This is a genomic window from Thermosporothrix hazakensis (assembly GCF_003253565.1).
GTDB lineage: Bacteria > Chloroflexota > Ktedonobacteria > Ktedonobacterales > Ktedonobacteraceae > Thermosporothrix > Thermosporothrix hazakensis.
Window position 1 is genome coordinate 142,520 of sequence record NZ_QKUF01000010.1, and the last position, 16,988, is coordinate 159,507.

The window sequence follows — 16,988 nt, forward strand, 5'->3', positions numbered from 1 at the left end:
TTCGTCTTATTCTAACCTGCCGCGCTCCCGTAAACGCTCTATCGCATTGTCCCGGGGCTGATACCCGAGCACCTGGCGTGCATGCTCAAGATCAAAGAGCCGATGCGGATTATCCGAAACACCATAGAAGATATCAAAACGAATCGTCTCCGCCTCAAGACACCGCTCAACCATATGCACAAAATCGCGCATACTTTGCCACATAGTCGTATCGGCAGCAAACGGCTTTCCTTCCGGAGCATCCTGAGCATTGATCCAGCCAATACGTAAGCAAATCACCCGCAGCCCATGATGATCAGCATAATAGCGCCCCAATGCCTCACCGAACACCTTGCTAACACCATAGAGGCTATCCGGCGCAACAGGCACCAGATGATCTATTATCCGGGACGTGGGTTGATCGGGGTCGGATTGATAGAGCATCTCATAGGTGCCAACTGCATGATTGGAGCTGGCGAAAATGACCTGCTTTACACCCGCCTGCCGAGCTGCTTCAAACACATTATACGTGCCGATGATGTTATTATGAAGCACAGCGTCCCAGGGGCTCTGAACAGCCGCGCTCGCCGCAAGATGGATCACCGAATCAACGCCCTCAAAAGCGGGACGAATCGCCTCAAATTGTGCGATATCCGCTACCGTCGCCTCAACGCCCTCGATTGGTCTCCTCGCAAGCAAACGTAACTCGTAGCGGTGGGCCAGCGCCTTGCGCACCTGAGAACCAATCAAACCATTCGCCCCGGTGATCAACACAGTCCTCGTCATCATACACTCCTTTTTCTTTTCTACACGAACGCTGCGGGAGGGAAGAGACACGAGGAGAAGATCAGCCAGGGCGAAGCTGAACCCTCCTCACAAAAGTCCGGGCAAAAGCGCACCAGGGAACGCAAGATCAATCAATGGTTATCGTGCCCGTCAACGCGCCCTGAAGCGCCTGTCATGAAATCTGACAGGCACACTGAGCAAGAACCATCGAAGGAAACTCCTACTTGCGCTCAATCAAGTTGGAGTACAATCCTGCCGCGTCCGTGACCGGTTTGCGAGAGCATGTGAGCCTCCCGTACCTCACGAAAAGGAAAGATGCGCCCCGTTGTTACGCGAAGCTGCCCCTCGTCGACTAACCGCGCGATCGTCTTCAAACAGTCCTCGGGGGGAGGGGATTGCACCATCATCGTTTCTACACCATACCTCTGCGCCAGTTCCGGTGCTGGTGGTTCAACGAGTGAAATCAGCTTCCCTCCCCGTCGAACGACAGCCAAAGCGCTGCGCCCCACTTCTCCACCAACCCCATCTATGACCAGATCAACCGCTTGAACAGCCAGCTCTTCCAGCGCAGTTGGAGTAATTGGGGTAGTTGTATAGTCAATTACTTGCTCAGCACCAAGCGAACGTACAAACGCAAGATTCGCCGTCGAAGCAGTACCAATGACCTGCGCTCCTCCCCATTTTGCCAGTTGAACGGCAAAGGCACCGACACCACCAGCAGCACCAAGCACCAATACTCGCTGACCGGCTTGAAGCTCTCCATTCTGAAACAGGGCTTTCCAGGCGGTCATAGCTCCAACCGGAATAGCGGCCGCCTCAGCAAAGCTGATAGTTGTAGGCTTGGGCGCAAGCGCCGAGGCAGCAGTGACAATGTATTCAGCATAAGTACCTTTCGTTCCCTGCCCAAAGACCTCCTGTCCAACACTCCATGTTGTCACTCCGGGACCCACGCCCTCAATAATGCCAGCGACATCGTAGCCCGGGATATAAGGAAACTGTTTCGGAAAGAAATCCTGAAAAAGACCGGCACGTATCTTCCAATCAATCGGGTTGACTCCAATCGCGTACACTCGCAGCAGCACCTCACCTTCCTGTGGCTCTGGGCGGGGCACGCTTTCCAGCCTGAGCTGCTCAGGTCCACCGTAGCCATGAACGCGGACCGCTTGTATCGTTGACATCTTGTACTCTCCTTCTCTCGGAAGCTCTTGACACACAAGATCTCAAGCCTCCAATCGACACAACAGTGTTATATAATCAACAGCGTGGTATAATACTCCACTTCGTTTAGTGTAAGGGATGCCAGAGCCCAGGACAACCTGCAAAGTGACCTCACTGTTGGGTAAACAACAGGGAATGCAAAGTGTCGGTTTCTGGAAGAGCAAGCATCTACATTGTAAGGAGCAAAATGTCCAGAATAGTCAATGAAAACGACCCGCGGGTGCAACGGACTCGTCAACTCCTGCTTCAGGCCTTTATGGATCTGGTACGCGAAAAGCAGAATCTACACGGAATTTCTGTACAGGACATCACCGAGCGAGCACGTGTAAATCGATCTACATTCTATGCACATTTCGAGGATAAATATGCTCTTGTAGAAGACTGGTTACGAGGAAAGTTTCAACGAATCCTGGCACAGAAACTCCCTGCATCCTCTTCCCTGCACGCAGACGCCCTTGCGACCCTTCTGCTCTCGGTGTTTGAATTCCTTGCCCTTGTACGACAGCATATCAGGCGGTCTGACCAACAATTCGAACCACTTTTCGAGCAGGGGATACAACAGGAAATCTACGAACTGCTTCTGCGATGGCTTACTGCTTCAGCGCCAGGCGCACGAAAGAAGGAAAGGGAGACAACGGCACAGGTTATCAGTTGGGCGATCTTGGGCACTGCAGCCCAATGGAGCCGTGGTGAGCAGACGATCTCGGCACAAGAGATGGTTCGTCAGGTCCTGCCAAGCGTGATAGCAGCCCTCTCCCCGCTCGTCATCGTTCCATCCCGATAAGCACCAGGACGTCGCGGTGATGCCCTCGAATACTTCATGACCCGAGCAGTAGGAATGCCTGCCGAGCATGTGACAGCCATGCGCAATGCTCCGATGTGGGAAACATTTGAGAAGGTCGCGCCCACGCTTCGCTACAACGCCGCCATTATGGGCGATACCATGCGAGGCAATCCAGAGTCAATGAAAAAGTGGGCCTCGGTTTCCGTCCCAACGCTCGTAATGGATGGAGGCGCAAGCCCCTGGTATATGCAGCATTCGGCAGAAGAGCTCGCAAACCTCCTCCCCCAGGGGCAGCATCGCCGCCTCCCCGGTCAGGATCACGGGCCATCCGATGAGCTGCTTATACCGGCACTCGTGCAATTCCTCAAAAACGAGGATCACATTCAAGCGGGAACTCGATAACCCCGACAGATGAGCGTGAAGGCACCGTCATTCAGAGTGCCTTCACCATATACCCGATAGGCAGGAACTGCCAGAGGTAGTGCCACCTCTTCACGGGAGCAGCCCAGGAAGCTCCCGTCTTCAGGCAGGAGAGGAATGGGGCTGCTGCAAAGGCTGCTTAAGCGTGCTAAAGCGAGAACTGCGGCACCTCCCTCTCAAACCTGCCTGCTCCTCTCCCACCGACTCCATCGCTTACCCGTCTCCCTCGGAAACCATTGTGCTTGCCTGACACAAGGGATAACGAGGAACACAAGCTCTGCAAGGCGCTTCTCTCGGCTGCCACCACCTTCTGAGATGCTCGATGATATGCTATCATACATGTAGCTGATGACAACACGTTCCCGTCCCCAAATTGCTGCTTGCTCGCAGCTTCGACGCAGTTTCTACAAAGAGAGGCACTTTCTCTCAGCAACCACAGGAGAACCAGCTTGCAGATACAGCATTTGCCAGAATCGATTCAAGCTATCCTCGCGAAACACGCAGCCCCACCACGTTTGGTTGCTCATCTGACGATCGTCCACGATGTGGCGGTCAGGCTCACAGCGCGGCTTCAGCATCACTGGCCCCACCTCACCTACGACAGGCAAGCAGTTTTGATCGGGGCCGCGACCCACGATATAGGCAAAGCCATTGTTCGCGAAGAACTGACCGGCCCCGGCTCCCGACATGAGGAGATCGGGCCGCAACTGCTTCGCGAAAGCGGTCTGCGAGAGTCCTATGCTCGCTTTGCCCGCACCCATAACCAATGGGCTCAGGAATCCCCGCTCGAGGACCTTCTGGTTGCCTTCGCCGACACGATATGGAAAGGCAAACGCAATATAGAGCTGGAAGAGGCGCTTGTCAAGCGGATTGCAAGTCAGTGTCAGCAAGAGGTCTGGTCGGTTTATATGCAGTTCGACGAGATCGCTGAGGAGCTGGCGCAAGATGCGCACCATCGCCTTCTCTGGCAGGGAACGTACGCGCCTTGATTATTCAGGGAAGCTATAGAGCATCTTTCAGAGCACTTGATGCACACAGCTCTCTTCCCCAATTGAACAGCATCCCGGACGCAACCAGAAAAGCAAGATGATCCATTCTTTACCTCTATTGCTCCTATTTCCCGAATGAAGCGCCAGGTGCACCATCTGGACCATCGAAAGACAGTGGCCTCTCCGCTCACCTCGCCTCTTCGGCCCGATCGGCTATAGGTCTCTCCGGGACCAGATGAGCAACCAGAAGCTTCAGCGCAAAGCACGGAATAAACCAGCCCAATGCAAGAGGCACATTGGCATACGCCAGTGTCGCAAGCAAACAAACTGTATAGAGCACAAAGGCGACCGGACGCTGCAAGTACGCCCGGGTTTTGAGAAGCACGATAGAAGCCAAAAGCACATAGCCATAGGTCAAGCCAGCCAGCACCCAGGAAAAACCCGGCAGGAACAAGGCAAGCAAGAACGGATGAATATGCAAGGCAAGAAAGGTAAGATGCTGACGAAAGCCCTGTCCAGGCCGATGCCACCAACGTTTAGCAGCATTCGTACTCGTGGCACAAATTCCCCCGCCAATATCAAAGGCAACGAGAGCCACAAAGAGGTATTGAAACAGATTCCAGGGAGCATGGGACAGCAACGCAATACTGAGTATGATTACCGAAAAGAGGGCGCTCCAGAGCAATGTAAGCCAGGTTTCTTCGGGGCGCGCATCCGGACCTATGATATGCTTCCACCACACTTTTATATTGAGAAATGTCATTCTCTTTCTTCCTTTCTTGATATGGTGCCTCAGGATGGCTTTTTCAGACTCTCTAGCAGGAAACGGCAAGCCGGAAGTGCATGCTTTTCAAGCTGAATATGCTCCGGTTCGATAATCCCGAGGAGCGTCGTTCCTTCGAGGAGCGCAATCAGTGCAATGGAGATCTCGTCAGGATCGAAAGGCAAAAACTCCTCACGCACAAGCCCCTGTTGCAGGATCTCTTTCACCAGCAACCGAAAACGCTGATAGTATGACTGGAAAAAGTGACGGATCTTCTCCTGTCGCGTCGCCATTGCATAGAAATCAAGCGTCACTGGAAGCAGATGCGCGGCCTGAGCCAACTGCTGAATATAGCGCTCTAGCATGGAATACAGGCGCTCAGATGCCGGACCCTCCTGCTCCTGCACACTTTGCAGAAGTTGAAGCTCCTGATCCAGGAAAAGTTGAAGCAATGTAAGTAGAAGATCTTCTCGATTGTGGAAGTACCAGTAGAGTGATCCTTTGCTCAGTCCGGTAGCCTGAACAATATCATCCATGCTGGTTTCATGAATGCCTTTCTGTGCAAAGAGCGTTGCTGCCGTTTGCAATATCTGCTGTCTGCGCTCTTCGGATGTCGTGGATCGTGGCACTGCCATTTCCTCCTTTTTAACTGACCGATCAGTCTAGACTGAGTAGTCGATTCATTATAATCAGCAGAACGGAGAAATGTCAAGCAATATCGTATTCGTGAAGCCAAGCCTGAAGAATGAGCCAGAGGGCGCAATCCTGAGACCCTTGCCCAACACGTGTCATCTTGCACCAGCAGGGCCACATGAAAACGGTCCTCCCTGTTCTGCGGAAGCGAAATATCCACACGGAGAGCGATGCACAGAACGAAGAAAAAGAGACAGCAGGCTTTTCTCCCTGCTGCCTTTCTTGTCTCAGTTTTGTGCACGATCGCCTTCAGGATAGGAGACCGCTAACTGGAGAAGCGAGAATGATATTTATCCACCATACCTTTTTGGAACAAGAGCGTATCGCTTTCAGCGAGCATATATCCTTTTTTCAGCTATTCAGCACGGCAAACGATATTTAGAACAATAAGAGAGCAGAATGATCTTGTCCCATCGCGTGAAAGCTGCTATAGTGAAGAGCAATATAAGCATTCTCTTCTCGCTCCCTGTACAGGGGGAGGTTGTATGGACAATTCACAACACATAGAGCAACAAATAGCGCACTTCAAACAGGTACTGGAACGGCTGACCTTGAGCCACTCGATTGGTCGCATTGGTACATTTGAACGCTCGCTTCAGGACAATAGCAGTCTCTGGACTCCCGAACTCGAAGCCATCTATGGGCTCAACCCCGGCGAATTTGAGGGGCGACATGAGAGCTGGCTTCAGTACATTCATCCTGCTGATCGGGAGCGTGCAGCCCATGCCCTGGAGCAGGCCATTGAGACTACCGGCTCCTTTGAAACCGAATTCCGGATTATTCGCACTGACCAGCAGATACGCTGGATACAGGCGAAAGGTCGCGTGCTCTATGATGAGGCACAACAACCGCAACGCATGATCGGTGTGCAGATCGATATCACCGAGCGCAAGCAGACGGCCCTGCAATTAGAGTTCCAGGCAGCTTTACTGCAAGCCTCCTACGATGCTTTGATTGTACAGGATGCCCAGAATCGAGTTCTCTTCTGGAACCGGGGTGCGACCGTGCTCTATGGGTGGAGTGAGGAAGAAGTACTCGGCCAATCTCTTGCCCAACTCTTACAAACTCAGTTTCCCCTCCCTCTCCAGCAGATTCACACCCTGCTCTCTCATCAGCCATTCTGGGAAGGGGAGCTCATTCAAACCCGACGCGATGGCACACAACTTACCATTGCCAGCCGTTGGAGCCAGCTACACGAGCTCAAAACCGGAGAAGTCACCTATCTGATCATCAACCGGGACATCAGCGAGTTCAAACGCACACAAACCCATATTCACTTTCTGGCTGAAGCCAGCAAGCAACTGGTGACCGCTCAGACCTACCAGGAAGCCCTGAGAAACACCGTACACAGTGCTGTCCCCAGTATCGCCGACTGGTGTCGGATCGACCTGCTTGACAGTCATTCCCTCTTCGAGCGTCTCACTGTTGCGTTTCCTGAGCTCCCCGAGGAGACATCGTCTCAGCTCCCCCCCTTGCTTGAGACGGTCATCACAACCGGTGCTTCTCGCCTGTTTCCGCACCTCTCCGCGCCTCAGGTGCAGGAACTTACACGCACTCCGGAAGAGGCAAACAGACTGCGCACACAGGGAGCTGTTTCGGCCATGATAGTTCCCTTCCACCTTCAGAATGTGCCTATCGGCATACTTACCTTTATGATTACAACCGCCAAACGCACCTATACGCAGACAGATCTCACGATGGCAGAAGAGCTTGCCAGTCGCATCGCTCTGACGCTGGAAAAAGTGCGCATGATCCAGCATGCCCGGGCCTTGAATGCCTCTCTGGAAGCACAGGTCCAGCACCGAACCGAGGCCCTGCAACGCAGCTACGAACAACTGCGACAGGTCAATATCGACCTTCAACAGAGCAATCAGGAACTGCAAGAATTTGCACATGTCGCCTCTCACGATCTGCAAGAGCCTCTGCGCAAGATCCTCGCCTTTGGCGACCTGCTGGAAGAAGAGTGCGGCGCCAAACTGGACGACGGGAAAATCTATCTTGATCGCATGCGAAGCGCCGCCAGTCGTATGCAGCGGCTTATCAATGACTTGCTCGCCTTCACGGGCATCGCCACCAAAGTCCAGCCTTTCACGCCCGTTGACCTCAATGAGACGGCTCAGACCGTTCTGGATCTGCTGGAAACCCGCCTTCAGGAGACAGGAGGACAGGTGCAGCTTTCGCCGCTGCCCACTATTGAGGCCGATCCGATCCATATGCAACAACTGCTGCAAAATCTCATCAGCAACGCGCTCAAATTCCATAAGCCCTCGATCCCGCCCCTCGTGACAGTTTCTGCCACTATCAGCGGAGATCCTCCTATCTGCACGCTCTCTGTCAGCGATAACGGCATTGGCTTCGATGAAAAATATCTGGACCGCATCTTTACGGTGTTTCAGCGCCTGCATGGTCGCACTGAATACGAAGGGACCGGAATCGGGCTGGCTGTCGTCCGCAAGATCGTCGAGCGGCATGGCGGTACCATCACAGCGAGAAGCACACCCGGTGAAGGTACCACCTTTCTCGTACAACTTCCCGTTCGTCAGCCATCAACCGCGAACGAAACAGAGCTTGAGCCCGATCTAACCACAGGACACCTTCAACTCTGAAGGGATGTTCTCTCCATGAGACCAACGCTTGCCGCTGTCCATCCATAGGACTGGCTATACGTACCGGGAAAGCGGCGCAAAGCAAGAGCAAAGAAGAGCACACAGCCCACCAGAAGCGCTCTCTACTCCCAGGTCCTGAACCTGGTTGCTGCTTTGCGCTCTCCCCGCGGCAAGGTCAGCACACATCAAGCCCGGGTAAGCCATGCCAGACAACCAGGCGTCTGGCTTCATAAAGTCCAGATGCCCGAGCCCGGGAAGAAGCGTCACCTGCACCCGTTCTCCCGCCGATGGATAGGTTTCTCGCAGCGCCTTCTGAAAGCGCAGCGCCCCATCCGATGGCACATGCGTATCTTGCTCCCCACAAAGAAAATGAATCTCGGGCCCATGAGCAAAGCGCTCCAGATGCGTCAATGGGTTGAGATGGTCATAGAAAAAGCGCGCATAGGCGTCTGGCTCGCCTGGCGGCAACAGCGTACCCGGATGAGTCAGATCTTGCATCCCGGGCCGGAGCCAATCGGGCGTTGCGATCACCGCCGCAACTCGCTCAATCCGCTGATCGAGCCCGGGAGCAGCAACAGCAATATCCCCACCCATCGACAGGCCCCCGATGACAATCTGAGGTTCAACGTGCAGTGTCGCTATAGCCCAATCAATCACACGCAGCACATCCAGGGTTGTTTGTCCCGGTAGAGGCCACATATATCGCCGAAAGTTGCCGAAAACCCGCTGCTGTATCTCTGGCCGCGACTCCGTGCCCCGTTCCCCATGTTGCCAGGGGTCCAGGCTCAGCGCGACATACCCGGCTCCCGCGAGATCCTGGAGGTAGGGAACCATCAATTCCTTTGTTGCGCTAAAAGGCGGCAGAAAGAGAATCAATTGCTGCCTCTCGCGGCGTTCCTGAGGCTCAAACCAGGTGACGGGGATATGATCGACCCATGCAGATGAACCACTCAATGCTTGAGAATCGTTACCCATCCTGTCCTGCGCTTTGTATTGTGAAACTCAATGCCATTCTAGCAGCAGAGCATGGAAACAACAAGGCTGCTTGTCTGCTCCTGACCGGGGAGCAGCCGTTCGAAGGGCAATAGAGGATGACTTGAAGGCTTGCTACTGCCTCGCCCTTCCGCTTGCACTCTATGAGGCTGGATGCCGCGTCAAGATCTGCACGTCTGCTTTAAACAGGCTGAAAGGGAGTCAGACAGGCCAGTAATATGGCAGATCAGGCGGCACGTCCCACCCGAACTGACTATAATAGGAGAAATCTTTGCGCAGGAGGTTCGATTTGTGCGAGTCATGCAAACGCGGATCACCAAGCCAGAAAGGAAACACAATAGGTCGGCCTGTTAGATCGTATGTTGCCAGCGAGTTGCGATACCCCCGCCCGATCCACTCGGTCACTACTGCGTTAATATAGAGCCGTAATGCTTCTTCATAGCCTCGCCACATCCGCACTGCCGGGTGATTACGCCAGGCCCCGCGATAATTCGGGGTCAGGAGAATGGTCAGGATCTGGGTTCCCTCCACACGCTGCTTGCCAAGCCGCCGATTATCAAGCACTGCTGCGGAATCTTCAAATGATGCATAGGGCAAAAATGTTTGCAAAAGCAGACCACCTCACTCTTTATACCAACACTCACCTCTTATTCTATTATAGCATGAAAGAGATGAGAGCGCTTTCACAAAGCCACAACAGCCACCATCCACTTCAAAAATCATCATAGACCCTGCTTTTCCTCTCGAAATAAACCTGCTGACGAATTGTTGATTCTACAGAAAGACCCTGTTCAAGAGGAACGAGCCCTTTCTTCAAGCGAGAGGCCTCAAGACGCAATTGTGATAAAATAGGCTATAAACTAAAAGGAGGATTCTTCATGGTACTGGAAGCCAGTCAAACCATAGTAAGCATTCTGGCACATCCTGATGATGGCGAGTCATTTACAGGTGGGACAGTTGCACAGCTCGCAAGCAAAGGGAAAGCGATCTACTATCTGGTGATCACGCGAGGCGATAAGGGGAGCAACAGAGAAGATCTCCCGCCAGAAAAGTTAGTGACGCTCCGGGAACAGGAACAAAGGGACGCCGCTCGCATCCTGGGAGTGAAAGAGGTTTTCTTTCTCAGTGGCTATTCAGACGGTGAACTTGAGCCCACCTTGCGCCTTCGCCGCGAGATCGTCAACTACCTTCGACAACTCAAACCCGATACGGTCTTCTGCTTTGACCCCTGGAAACGCTACGAACTCCATCCGGACCATCGAGCGGCAGGCATCGTAGCGGTAGATGCTGTAGCTTCCGCAAGGGACCGCTATTTTACCGGAATCACCATACAGGAACCGCATAATGTGCAAAGAATTCTCTACTTCAACACCGACATGCCCAATTTTTATGTCGACATATCCGCACACCTTGAGACAAAGATACAGGCCCGCTGCGCTCATGTCAGCCAGATCAATCCCAACAAACACCCGAGCACATACTTAACCGCATGGGCCGAGGAAGCGGGCAAGGCTGGCGGCTATCCCTACGCAGAGGCGTTTCATTTGCAGCAACTCTAGCGAGAGAACATGCAAGCTTCTCAAAAGGTGCACTGAAGCCATCCACATGCAGGACAACCCAACCGTTTTCAATCGCTCAACGCCCTTTCTTTCCCGCCAGTGGAGAGGCCATTGCTGTCAGAGCGGAGCGACATAATGGCCTCTCTTCTCTCTCCACACACCTATTGTCTGGTTTCCTCTTCCACCCAGGCCTTATACCTGGGATGGATCCTTTCCACTGGATAAGCCAGAATCTCCGGTGTGTCATAATGATGCAATTCCTTGATTCTCTTTTCTACCTCCTGATACAGTTCCACACGCGTCTTGGCCTCAACCTTCCACTCTTGTGCGCTAACAAGTTCTCCCTTCCACCAATACCGAGATCGGAAGGAGTACACATGAACCGCTGAAATAAGGCGTTTATTCAGCAGTTCGTCAGATATCAGCCATGCTTCTTGCTCATCATCAGTCGTAAAGACCACATTGATGACACTTTTACCTGTAGTTTCTTCAGTCATAACAACTCCTTTACCTCTTGTACCTGCTTCTCACTTAACCAGCGATCAGGTGCGGAAGCAACAACATCTTTCGCCAACTGCTTTCTATGTTCGCTCTTTAGCTCCTGTGCTAACCGTACTCCAATTTTCATATTGTACACAAATGTATCGAGATCATTCGTTCCCGCGGCACAAGCAGCACGAAGGATTGCATTCTCGCACTCTCCGCGGCGGGTTGGGGCACTCTGCTCGCTCTTCCGTAGCGCCTCCTCCGCCTGCCTGAAATTCCCCAGATGCATGTGCACTTTTGCATACCATTGCCAGAGCAGGCTAGGCGGATAGTCTCCATAGGTGTAGGCGGGATCTAGCTCGGGGCGCTTTGGATAGGTTTGGGCAGAACGCTCTATACATCGCATGGCATTCTCTTCATCTTGAAGCATGGCATATGCTTCTGCCATTTCCCCCAGGATATCGCTGTACATCAGGGATGGGCTTTCGCCGACGAAGTGTAAGGCATTCTTATATATATTGATAGCCTCCTGCGGACGTCGTATATTCCCCTGTACAAGCCAACAGGCTTTGTAAGCAAGAGCAGCGGCCCGTAACATCGAGTCCGAAGTGAACTGGCTAAGAGTAACTGCTTCGCCCCGATAATACACAGACGCCCTGTAATCCAGGGCATGTTTCGCTATCGTTGCCCGAAGCAAGCAAGCCTCAACGGCCAACGCCGCTGCTTCATCGCTCCCTGAAAGTGCCTCTCCGGTCAACTTTGGTAGGAGGGACGAGATGGCGTTCTCGACTGTTTTCATGTCACGGTCGAGCTCAGTCCACCCACCCTTGAGTGCTAGCCTTCCTATCGCATACAGGTCACTACCCCCCAACGTCATAACAGCGCCTCCAACCGCTGTCGCACCGATCATCTTTAATGCAGCTCTTCGCTTCATATCTTCCTCAAAAAACTCCTCTAGCTTCTGACGATAGTAGGGGCTTATTTTCCTTCTCCCGGTTTCCCACTTCCAGACCGTTTGACGATCAGCCCCGATCGCTCTACCAACTGCTTCAAGGGACAATCCCCGCTCTTCACGCAGGCTTTTCAACAACATACCATCCATCATGCTATTCACCTCTATCATAACCCAAACAAGCAAGCATATCAATATACTATACGTATATTTTAACCTACCATGTGCCAGTGACTACAAAAGAGACTACAAAAAGGCTACGAAAAAATAAAAGTTTTCATGTATGCTTCTCATAGAAGCGCAACAGCCGTAGAGGCATCATCAGAAAGCACGGTACCTATGACAACGGAGGACGGCTGTTGTCGCTTCCACCTTGTGGTAGAAGGAAAAGAGGTATAATATGTTGAGAAAAGCCGGTTTGGTCAGGGATCGACGAGGGATCGTGACCGAGTGTACCTTTACCATCACGCTTCCGGGAACCATTCTTTCCGCGCTGCTGCACGTTTCGCACATGGAAATCGGGAGGCTCAAGGGGCTCAAGCAGCGGGCAGAATACCAGGAAGCCCTTTTGCAGGATCTGGAAGCGTTCACGTATGCCACCGGTCAGCATCTCTATGGGAGGCCGGGAGATGGAGGACGCCCGATCACGTCTCAACCTTCTTGAGGAGCTGGACAGAGCGGGATTGACTCCGCAACAAGTAGCCTGCGGGATGAGCTGGACCTTCATCAAGATGGTTCTGGGCTTTCCCGTCAGGCGAGGCGAGGCCGAACGGATTGTTGCGAACCTCTCGCTCTATGCGGGGCGAGCGTATACCGCCGAACAGTTCTGCTCACGCTTCCTGACCGATCTGCCCAAACCGGTGCTCGATCAGAAGATAGAGGAGCTTAACGCCCTGCATCGACGCTGGCAACAGGCCAAAGGCACGACGGAGGGAACAGAGCTGGCGCACCAGATCCACGAGCTCAAGCGCTGGCTCAAAGCGCACGATGTCTTCTTGCACTTTCATGACACACTCGATCGTTATTTCGTAGATGAGTGGTGACCCACGCTTGACGGGGTCACCAGAGAAAGGGAAGCACGCATACCACGTTCAGGAGGAACAACAATGCAAGCGCTAGTATACCTGCTTAATCATGCCGACCTCTCGGAACCCCTTCAGCAGTGGATCGAACAGGCACTCGAGGGAGAAGCCCTTCATCCGCTGGAAGCCAAACAGATCGTGCTTGCCTGGCAACAGGTATCGGGTGAGTACAAAGAGCCGGAGGAACTGGGAATCAAGCTTGCTCCCATCCCGACAGAGCATCTGGTTTCGCTCAGATCACAGGAGGCCCAGGCCAGGGCCGCCCTGGCAGCGAACCCCGACAACGAGATCGCCCGCAGCATTCTTCGCCTGATTGAACGTATTTATACGAGCTATGGGCTTCCCCGCGCCCAACCATAACGAAACAATCCCTTCTTCGCTCACAATGCCGAGCACCGTAGAACCCCGGAAGGGCCTGCTCTCAGGGCCCTTCTTTTGTGCTAGCGTGCTCTCTGTCTGCAAGGGCTGGAAATCCCCTCGCTGCCCCTGAAAGTGATCGTCCGCGCCTCGGCATAGACAGGCAGCGAGCCCCCTGAACAAGATGCCATGATCAACGTTCGGACGCTCCGCCATAGACAGACCTTCTCTCGCGCAAAAGCCCCATTTCTTTCTATACCGAAAAATCATTACATCTGCTTAACACTACCTTAAACCTCAACACCCATAATGGATCAGGAGACATCTTTTTTCAGGATATCTCACCATCGAAACAGAACTTGATCGCTCTCCCGCTTCACCTACACCGCCCTATGTTCGGTGAAGCGGTAAAGATGACTTTTTCGGAGAGGAGGTGATTCTATGCAGCTCATGACAGCACGCAAAAAGCCAGGTAAGAACCGCGCTTCTCTTCTCCTCCTGCTTTTTCTTTTCTTGCTGGCAGGTTGCTCACCAACCGGGAACACAACCGAGCTGCAAGGGCATATTGTCGCAGCGGGTTCTACCGCCTTGCGCCCCCTGGTTGAGCTTGCCGCCAAAGAGTTTCAGCACAAATATCCTGGAGTCGTCATCGATGTGCAGGGTGGTGGGAGTATCCAGGGGCTCAAGCTGGTCACAACGAAACAAGTGCATATCGGAAATTCCGACATTTACGCTGATCCCGCGCTCTACCCTGATCCACAACTCACCGATCACATTGTCTGCGCCATACCTTTCGTGATGATTGTGCATCCAGACATAAAGCTCGACTCCCTGAGCCAGCAAAACATTATCGATATTTTTTCGACAGGCAAGCTCAACAACTGGGCTCAGCTTGGCGGGCCAGATCAGCAGATTGTCCCGATCGTTCGTCCGGCCAGTTCCGGCACGCGTGCAACATTTCGGAAATACATTCTCGAAGGTCGAGACGAGAACGGCACCTTGCTGAAAACCGACTCATCAGATGAGGTACGCGATATTGTCGCCCGCACGCCCGGCGCTATTGGCTATGTCGCAGTCTCTTATCTCTCAAAAGCGGTTCACGCCATCTCGATAGATGGGCAAAAGCCGACTATCGAGACCATTCAAGCCGGAAAGTATCGCTTCTGGGGCTATGAACACATGTATACTCTGGGCGATGAAAACGCGCCTGTCCGGGCATTTCTCGATTTCATGCTGACACCAGAGATACAGCAGCAGGCCCAGAAACTCGGCTATATTTCCGTCAGTGCGCTCAACCGGGTACAGGTATACCCGAAAGAGAGGCCCCTATGACCCGAAAAACAGCAGAAGATCTCTCATTCTCCGGTATCTCGGATACCGCCATACCGTTCCAACCGGAACACAGTCTCTCTTCGCTGAGCACCCGCTGGAAACGGACGGGCAACCTTCTCCTGAACCTTTCTATCGGGAAGCGGCTCTCGCTGGGTTTTCTTCTGGCGGCGCTCATTGCCGCGCTGGTTGCGGGTATCGTTGGAGCGCAACGCGCCTCATTCTTCAGCCAGCAGTCTGAATTCTATCAGCATCTTTTGCGCACGAACACGGCCCTCTCCACCGGCACGAACTTCCTGCAATTGATGGATACCGAGGTTGACCGCTTGCTCAGTACTGCCGCCGCAGAAAACCCCTCGAAAGAAACCCTTGAGGAGAGTCAGAAAGCCCTCTCAGGACTCATCGACCGCTATGACCAGACACTGAAAGACTATACCCAGAATGACCTGCTCAAAAAGCATCCGCCCTACAGCGAGCTTCTGGCAAAAGCCGGACGGCAACAGCAGGTAGAGCAACAGGCAACGCTGGCAGGCAGTGCGCTCCGTACCTGGCAGGTCTACCGCGCTTCCCTGCAACAGATTCAACAACAGGTCGCCGCAGGTAATATCGCGGAAGCCCAGACGATCGCTCATGTGCAGGCAGGGCTTACCCGCACCGATGCCCTCAGCGCGTTACGAGCGCTTATCAGTCTGGATCAACGCCTCGCCTCGGCTGTCAAGGAGGCGGCAGAAGGAGAGGAACGCACCCAACTGATGATTACTATTATCGCTTCGCTTCTGGCCTTTCTCGCCATTGGTCTGGTTGGCTGGTTCATCTCCGGGACACTCGTGCGCCGCCTTCGTCTCCTGCGCCAGGTGACACAGGCAATCGAGCAAGGCCACTTCACGGCACGCGTCCCGGTCGTCGGCCATGATGAGATCTCAGACGTGAGCGCCTCCTTCAACGGCATGCTTGAAGTGATCGTCGGGCTGCTGGAAGAGACCAAGCAGCAACGCGACGCACTCACCAACGCGGCAGAGCACCTTTTCTCTGAGATGCGGATTGTGAGTTCAGGCGACCTCCGGGTAAATGCCCCGGTCAGCAGCGACCCGATTGGCATGCTTGCCAACGCCTTTAACTTTACAGTCAGCCGCTTCCGCCGCTTCATCGCCCGCACCCAGGGGGCGATGGAACAGGTAGAAACGATCGCACGTCGTGAGCATGAGCGCGCCGATGCTTTTGCTCATATGCTTGCGCTTCAAAATAGCAAACAGCTCCGTAGCGGTCAGTGGAGCAAATACACCGACGATTCGGCGGAGCGAAATGTGATGGAGCTTCAGAAACAACTGAAGCAGATTCAGGGGTACCTCCACAGTATCTCTTTCGAGGGGCTGCACCAGCGAGCACGAAACCTGCAAGCGCTCACAGAACAGATCTCCCTGTACGTCAAACGCCTGGGAAAAACAACAGGCGAGATCTCAACCTCACGCCCGGTCGCTTTTCAGGAGCTGCACATTCTGGATTCACTGCTTCAGCGCATGAACGGTGAACTCCAAAAAGAGCAGAAGAGTATGCTTCACCATCTGGACACGCTTCAAACCGAGCTAAGCCGTCTGGACAGTAGCCTTCAGACCTTGAAACTCGGTTCAGGGAACGAAGCTCTGCCCCGAAATGCCCGAGAGCTTCCGGCGGAGGTACTCAAGCAGGGAACCAGCTTCACGGCTGAGATCCAGGCACTCGCGCAGCAGCTCAACTCGCTATCCCAGGACATGCGAACGGCTATTACCTCATTCCAGCTCGACGGTGTAGAAGCAGTGCGAACGGCCCAGAACATCCCGGGCCTCGAGCAAGCATTACCTTCTCATCATTATTCGATGCTCCAATCATAAGGCACGGCATGCGAGAAAGAGGATGACAGAGAAGTTCCTGTGAGGAGAGACCCTGAACGTCTCTTCTCAACAGGAGTTCTCTTTTGGAGCAGGAGCACAGAACCGGCTTCTGCTTGCGACCAGA

General features: G+C 53.5%; 18 protein-coding genes. 10 read left to right on the plus strand and 8 right to left on the minus strand.

Annotated features, from left to right (window positions below):
• Positions 1-6 precede the first annotated feature (6 nt).
• Positions 7-768: an NAD-dependent epimerase/dehydratase family protein gene (locus EI42_RS15760; protein WP_211326198.1), complete on the minus strand. Its 762-nt coding sequence runs from the start codon at positions 766-768 to the stop codon at positions 7-9.
• Between the two features lie 227 nt (positions 769-995).
• Complete coding sequence (locus tag EI42_RS15765) at positions 996-1,943, minus strand: NADP-dependent oxidoreductase (protein ID WP_111323582.1); 948 nt, start codon at positions 1,941-1,943, stop codon at positions 996-998.
• 227 nt (positions 1,944-2,170) lie between these two features.
• On the opposite strand from EI42_RS15765, the gene EI42_RS15770 reads away from it, so the two are divergent.
• The 3 genes from EI42_RS15770 to EI42_RS15780 all read left to right on the plus strand — a co-directional run bounded on the left by EI42_RS15770 (position 2,171) and on the right by EI42_RS15780 (position 4,176).
• Positions 2,171-2,767, plus strand: coding sequence for a TetR/AcrR family transcriptional regulator (locus tag EI42_RS15770; protein ID WP_111323583.1), 597 nt, complete (start codon positions 2,171-2,173; stop codon positions 2,765-2,767).
• 36 nt (positions 2,768-2,803) lie between these two features.
• Positions 2,804-3,169 carry an alpha/beta fold hydrolase gene (locus EI42_RS15775; protein ID WP_211326199.1) on the plus strand — a complete coding sequence of 122 codons (366 nt, stop codon included), beginning with the start codon at positions 2,804-2,806 and terminating at the stop codon, positions 3,167-3,169.
• 467 nt (positions 3,170-3,636) lie between these two features.
• The gene (locus tag EI42_RS15780) at positions 3,637-4,176 is read left to right on the plus strand and encodes an HD domain-containing protein (RefSeq protein WP_170142667.1); all 540 of its coding nucleotides are present in this window, start codon (positions 3,637-3,639) and stop codon (positions 4,174-4,176) included.
• Between the two features lie 187 nt (positions 4,177-4,363).
• Here the strand turns inward: EI42_RS15780 and EI42_RS15785 are convergent, their stop codons facing one another.
• Together EI42_RS15785 and EI42_RS15790 are read right to left on the minus strand one after the other, a co-directional pair.
• Entirely contained in the window at positions 4,364-4,939 is a 576-nt protein-coding gene (locus tag EI42_RS15785; RefSeq protein ID WP_111323586.1) for a hypothetical protein, read from the minus strand.
• A gap of 29 nt (positions 4,940-4,968) precedes the next feature.
• A complete protein-coding gene (locus EI42_RS15790; protein ID WP_170142668.1) occupies positions 4,969-5,568 on the minus strand; it encodes a TetR/AcrR family transcriptional regulator in 600 nt (199 codons plus the stop codon).
• A gap of 549 nt (positions 5,569-6,117) precedes the next feature.
• On the opposite strand from EI42_RS15790, the gene EI42_RS15800 reads away from it, so the two are divergent.
• Positions 6,118-8,238 (plus strand): PAS domain-containing protein, encoded by a 2,121-nt coding sequence (locus EI42_RS15800; protein ID WP_111323589.1) that lies wholly within the window; start codon positions 6,118-6,120, stop codon positions 8,236-8,238.
• A gap of 54 nt (positions 8,239-8,292) precedes the next feature.
• Here the strand turns inward: EI42_RS15800 and EI42_RS15805 are convergent, their stop codons facing one another.
• Both EI42_RS15805 and EI42_RS15810 read right to left on the minus strand, forming a co-directional pair.
• Entirely contained in the window at positions 8,293-9,213 is a 921-nt protein-coding gene (locus tag EI42_RS15805) for an alpha/beta hydrolase (RefSeq protein WP_111323590.1), read from the minus strand.
• Positions 9,214-9,432: 219 nt separating this feature from the next.
• Complete coding sequence (locus EI42_RS15810) at positions 9,433-9,840, minus strand: MSMEG_6728 family protein (protein ID WP_111323591.1); 408 nt, start codon at positions 9,838-9,840, stop codon at positions 9,433-9,435.
• Positions 9,841-10,109: 269 nt separating this feature from the next.
• On the opposite strand from EI42_RS15810, the gene EI42_RS15815 reads away from it, so the two are divergent.
• Complete coding sequence (locus EI42_RS15815) at positions 10,110-10,790, plus strand: PIG-L deacetylase family protein (RefSeq protein WP_111323592.1); 681 nt, start codon at positions 10,110-10,112, stop codon at positions 10,788-10,790.
• Between the two features lie 161 nt (positions 10,791-10,951).
• Here EI42_RS15815 and cutA read toward each other — a convergent pair whose 3' ends face one another.
• Both cutA and EI42_RS15825 read right to left on the minus strand, forming a co-directional pair.
• The gene (gene cutA, locus EI42_RS15820) at positions 10,952-11,287 is read right to left on the minus strand and encodes a divalent-cation tolerance protein CutA (RefSeq protein WP_111323593.1); all 336 of its coding nucleotides are present in this window, start codon (positions 11,285-11,287) and stop codon (positions 10,952-10,954) included.
• The gene (locus tag EI42_RS15825) at positions 11,284-12,381 is read right to left on the minus strand and encodes a helix-turn-helix domain-containing protein (protein ID WP_170142669.1); all 1,098 of its coding nucleotides are present in this window, start codon (positions 12,379-12,381) and stop codon (positions 11,284-11,286) included. The genes cutA and EI42_RS15825 overlap by 4 nt, the downstream gene beginning before the upstream one ends.
• Positions 12,382-12,628: 247 nt before the next feature.
• Here EI42_RS15825 and EI42_RS15830 point away from each other — a divergent pair, with 247 nt between their 5' ends.
• From EI42_RS15830 to EI42_RS15850, 5 genes are all read left to right on the plus strand, one after another.
• Positions 12,629-12,892 (plus strand): hypothetical protein, encoded by a 264-nt coding sequence (locus tag EI42_RS15830; RefSeq protein WP_111323595.1) that lies wholly within the window; start codon positions 12,629-12,631, stop codon positions 12,890-12,892.
• Positions 12,858-13,271, plus strand: a complete 414-nt coding sequence (locus EI42_RS15835; protein ID WP_137685997.1) for a hypothetical protein — start codon at positions 12,858-12,860, stop codon at positions 13,269-13,271. Before EI42_RS15830 ends, EI42_RS15835 begins: the two co-directional genes overlap by 35 nt.
• Before the next feature lie 63 nt (positions 13,272-13,334).
• Positions 13,335-13,670, plus strand: coding sequence for a hypothetical protein (locus tag EI42_RS15840; protein ID WP_111323597.1), 336 nt, complete (start codon positions 13,335-13,337; stop codon positions 13,668-13,670).
• Positions 13,671-14,108: 438 nt separating this feature from the next.
• Entirely contained in the window at positions 14,109-14,999 is an 891-nt protein-coding gene (locus EI42_RS15845; RefSeq protein ID WP_111323598.1) for a phosphate ABC transporter substrate-binding protein, read from the plus strand.
• The gene (locus EI42_RS15850; RefSeq protein ID WP_111323599.1) at positions 14,996-16,864 is read left to right on the plus strand and encodes a HAMP domain-containing protein; all 1,869 of its coding nucleotides are present in this window, start codon (positions 14,996-14,998) and stop codon (positions 16,862-16,864) included. Before EI42_RS15845 ends, EI42_RS15850 begins: the two co-directional genes overlap by 4 nt.
• Positions 16,865-16,988: the final 124 nt, after the last annotated feature.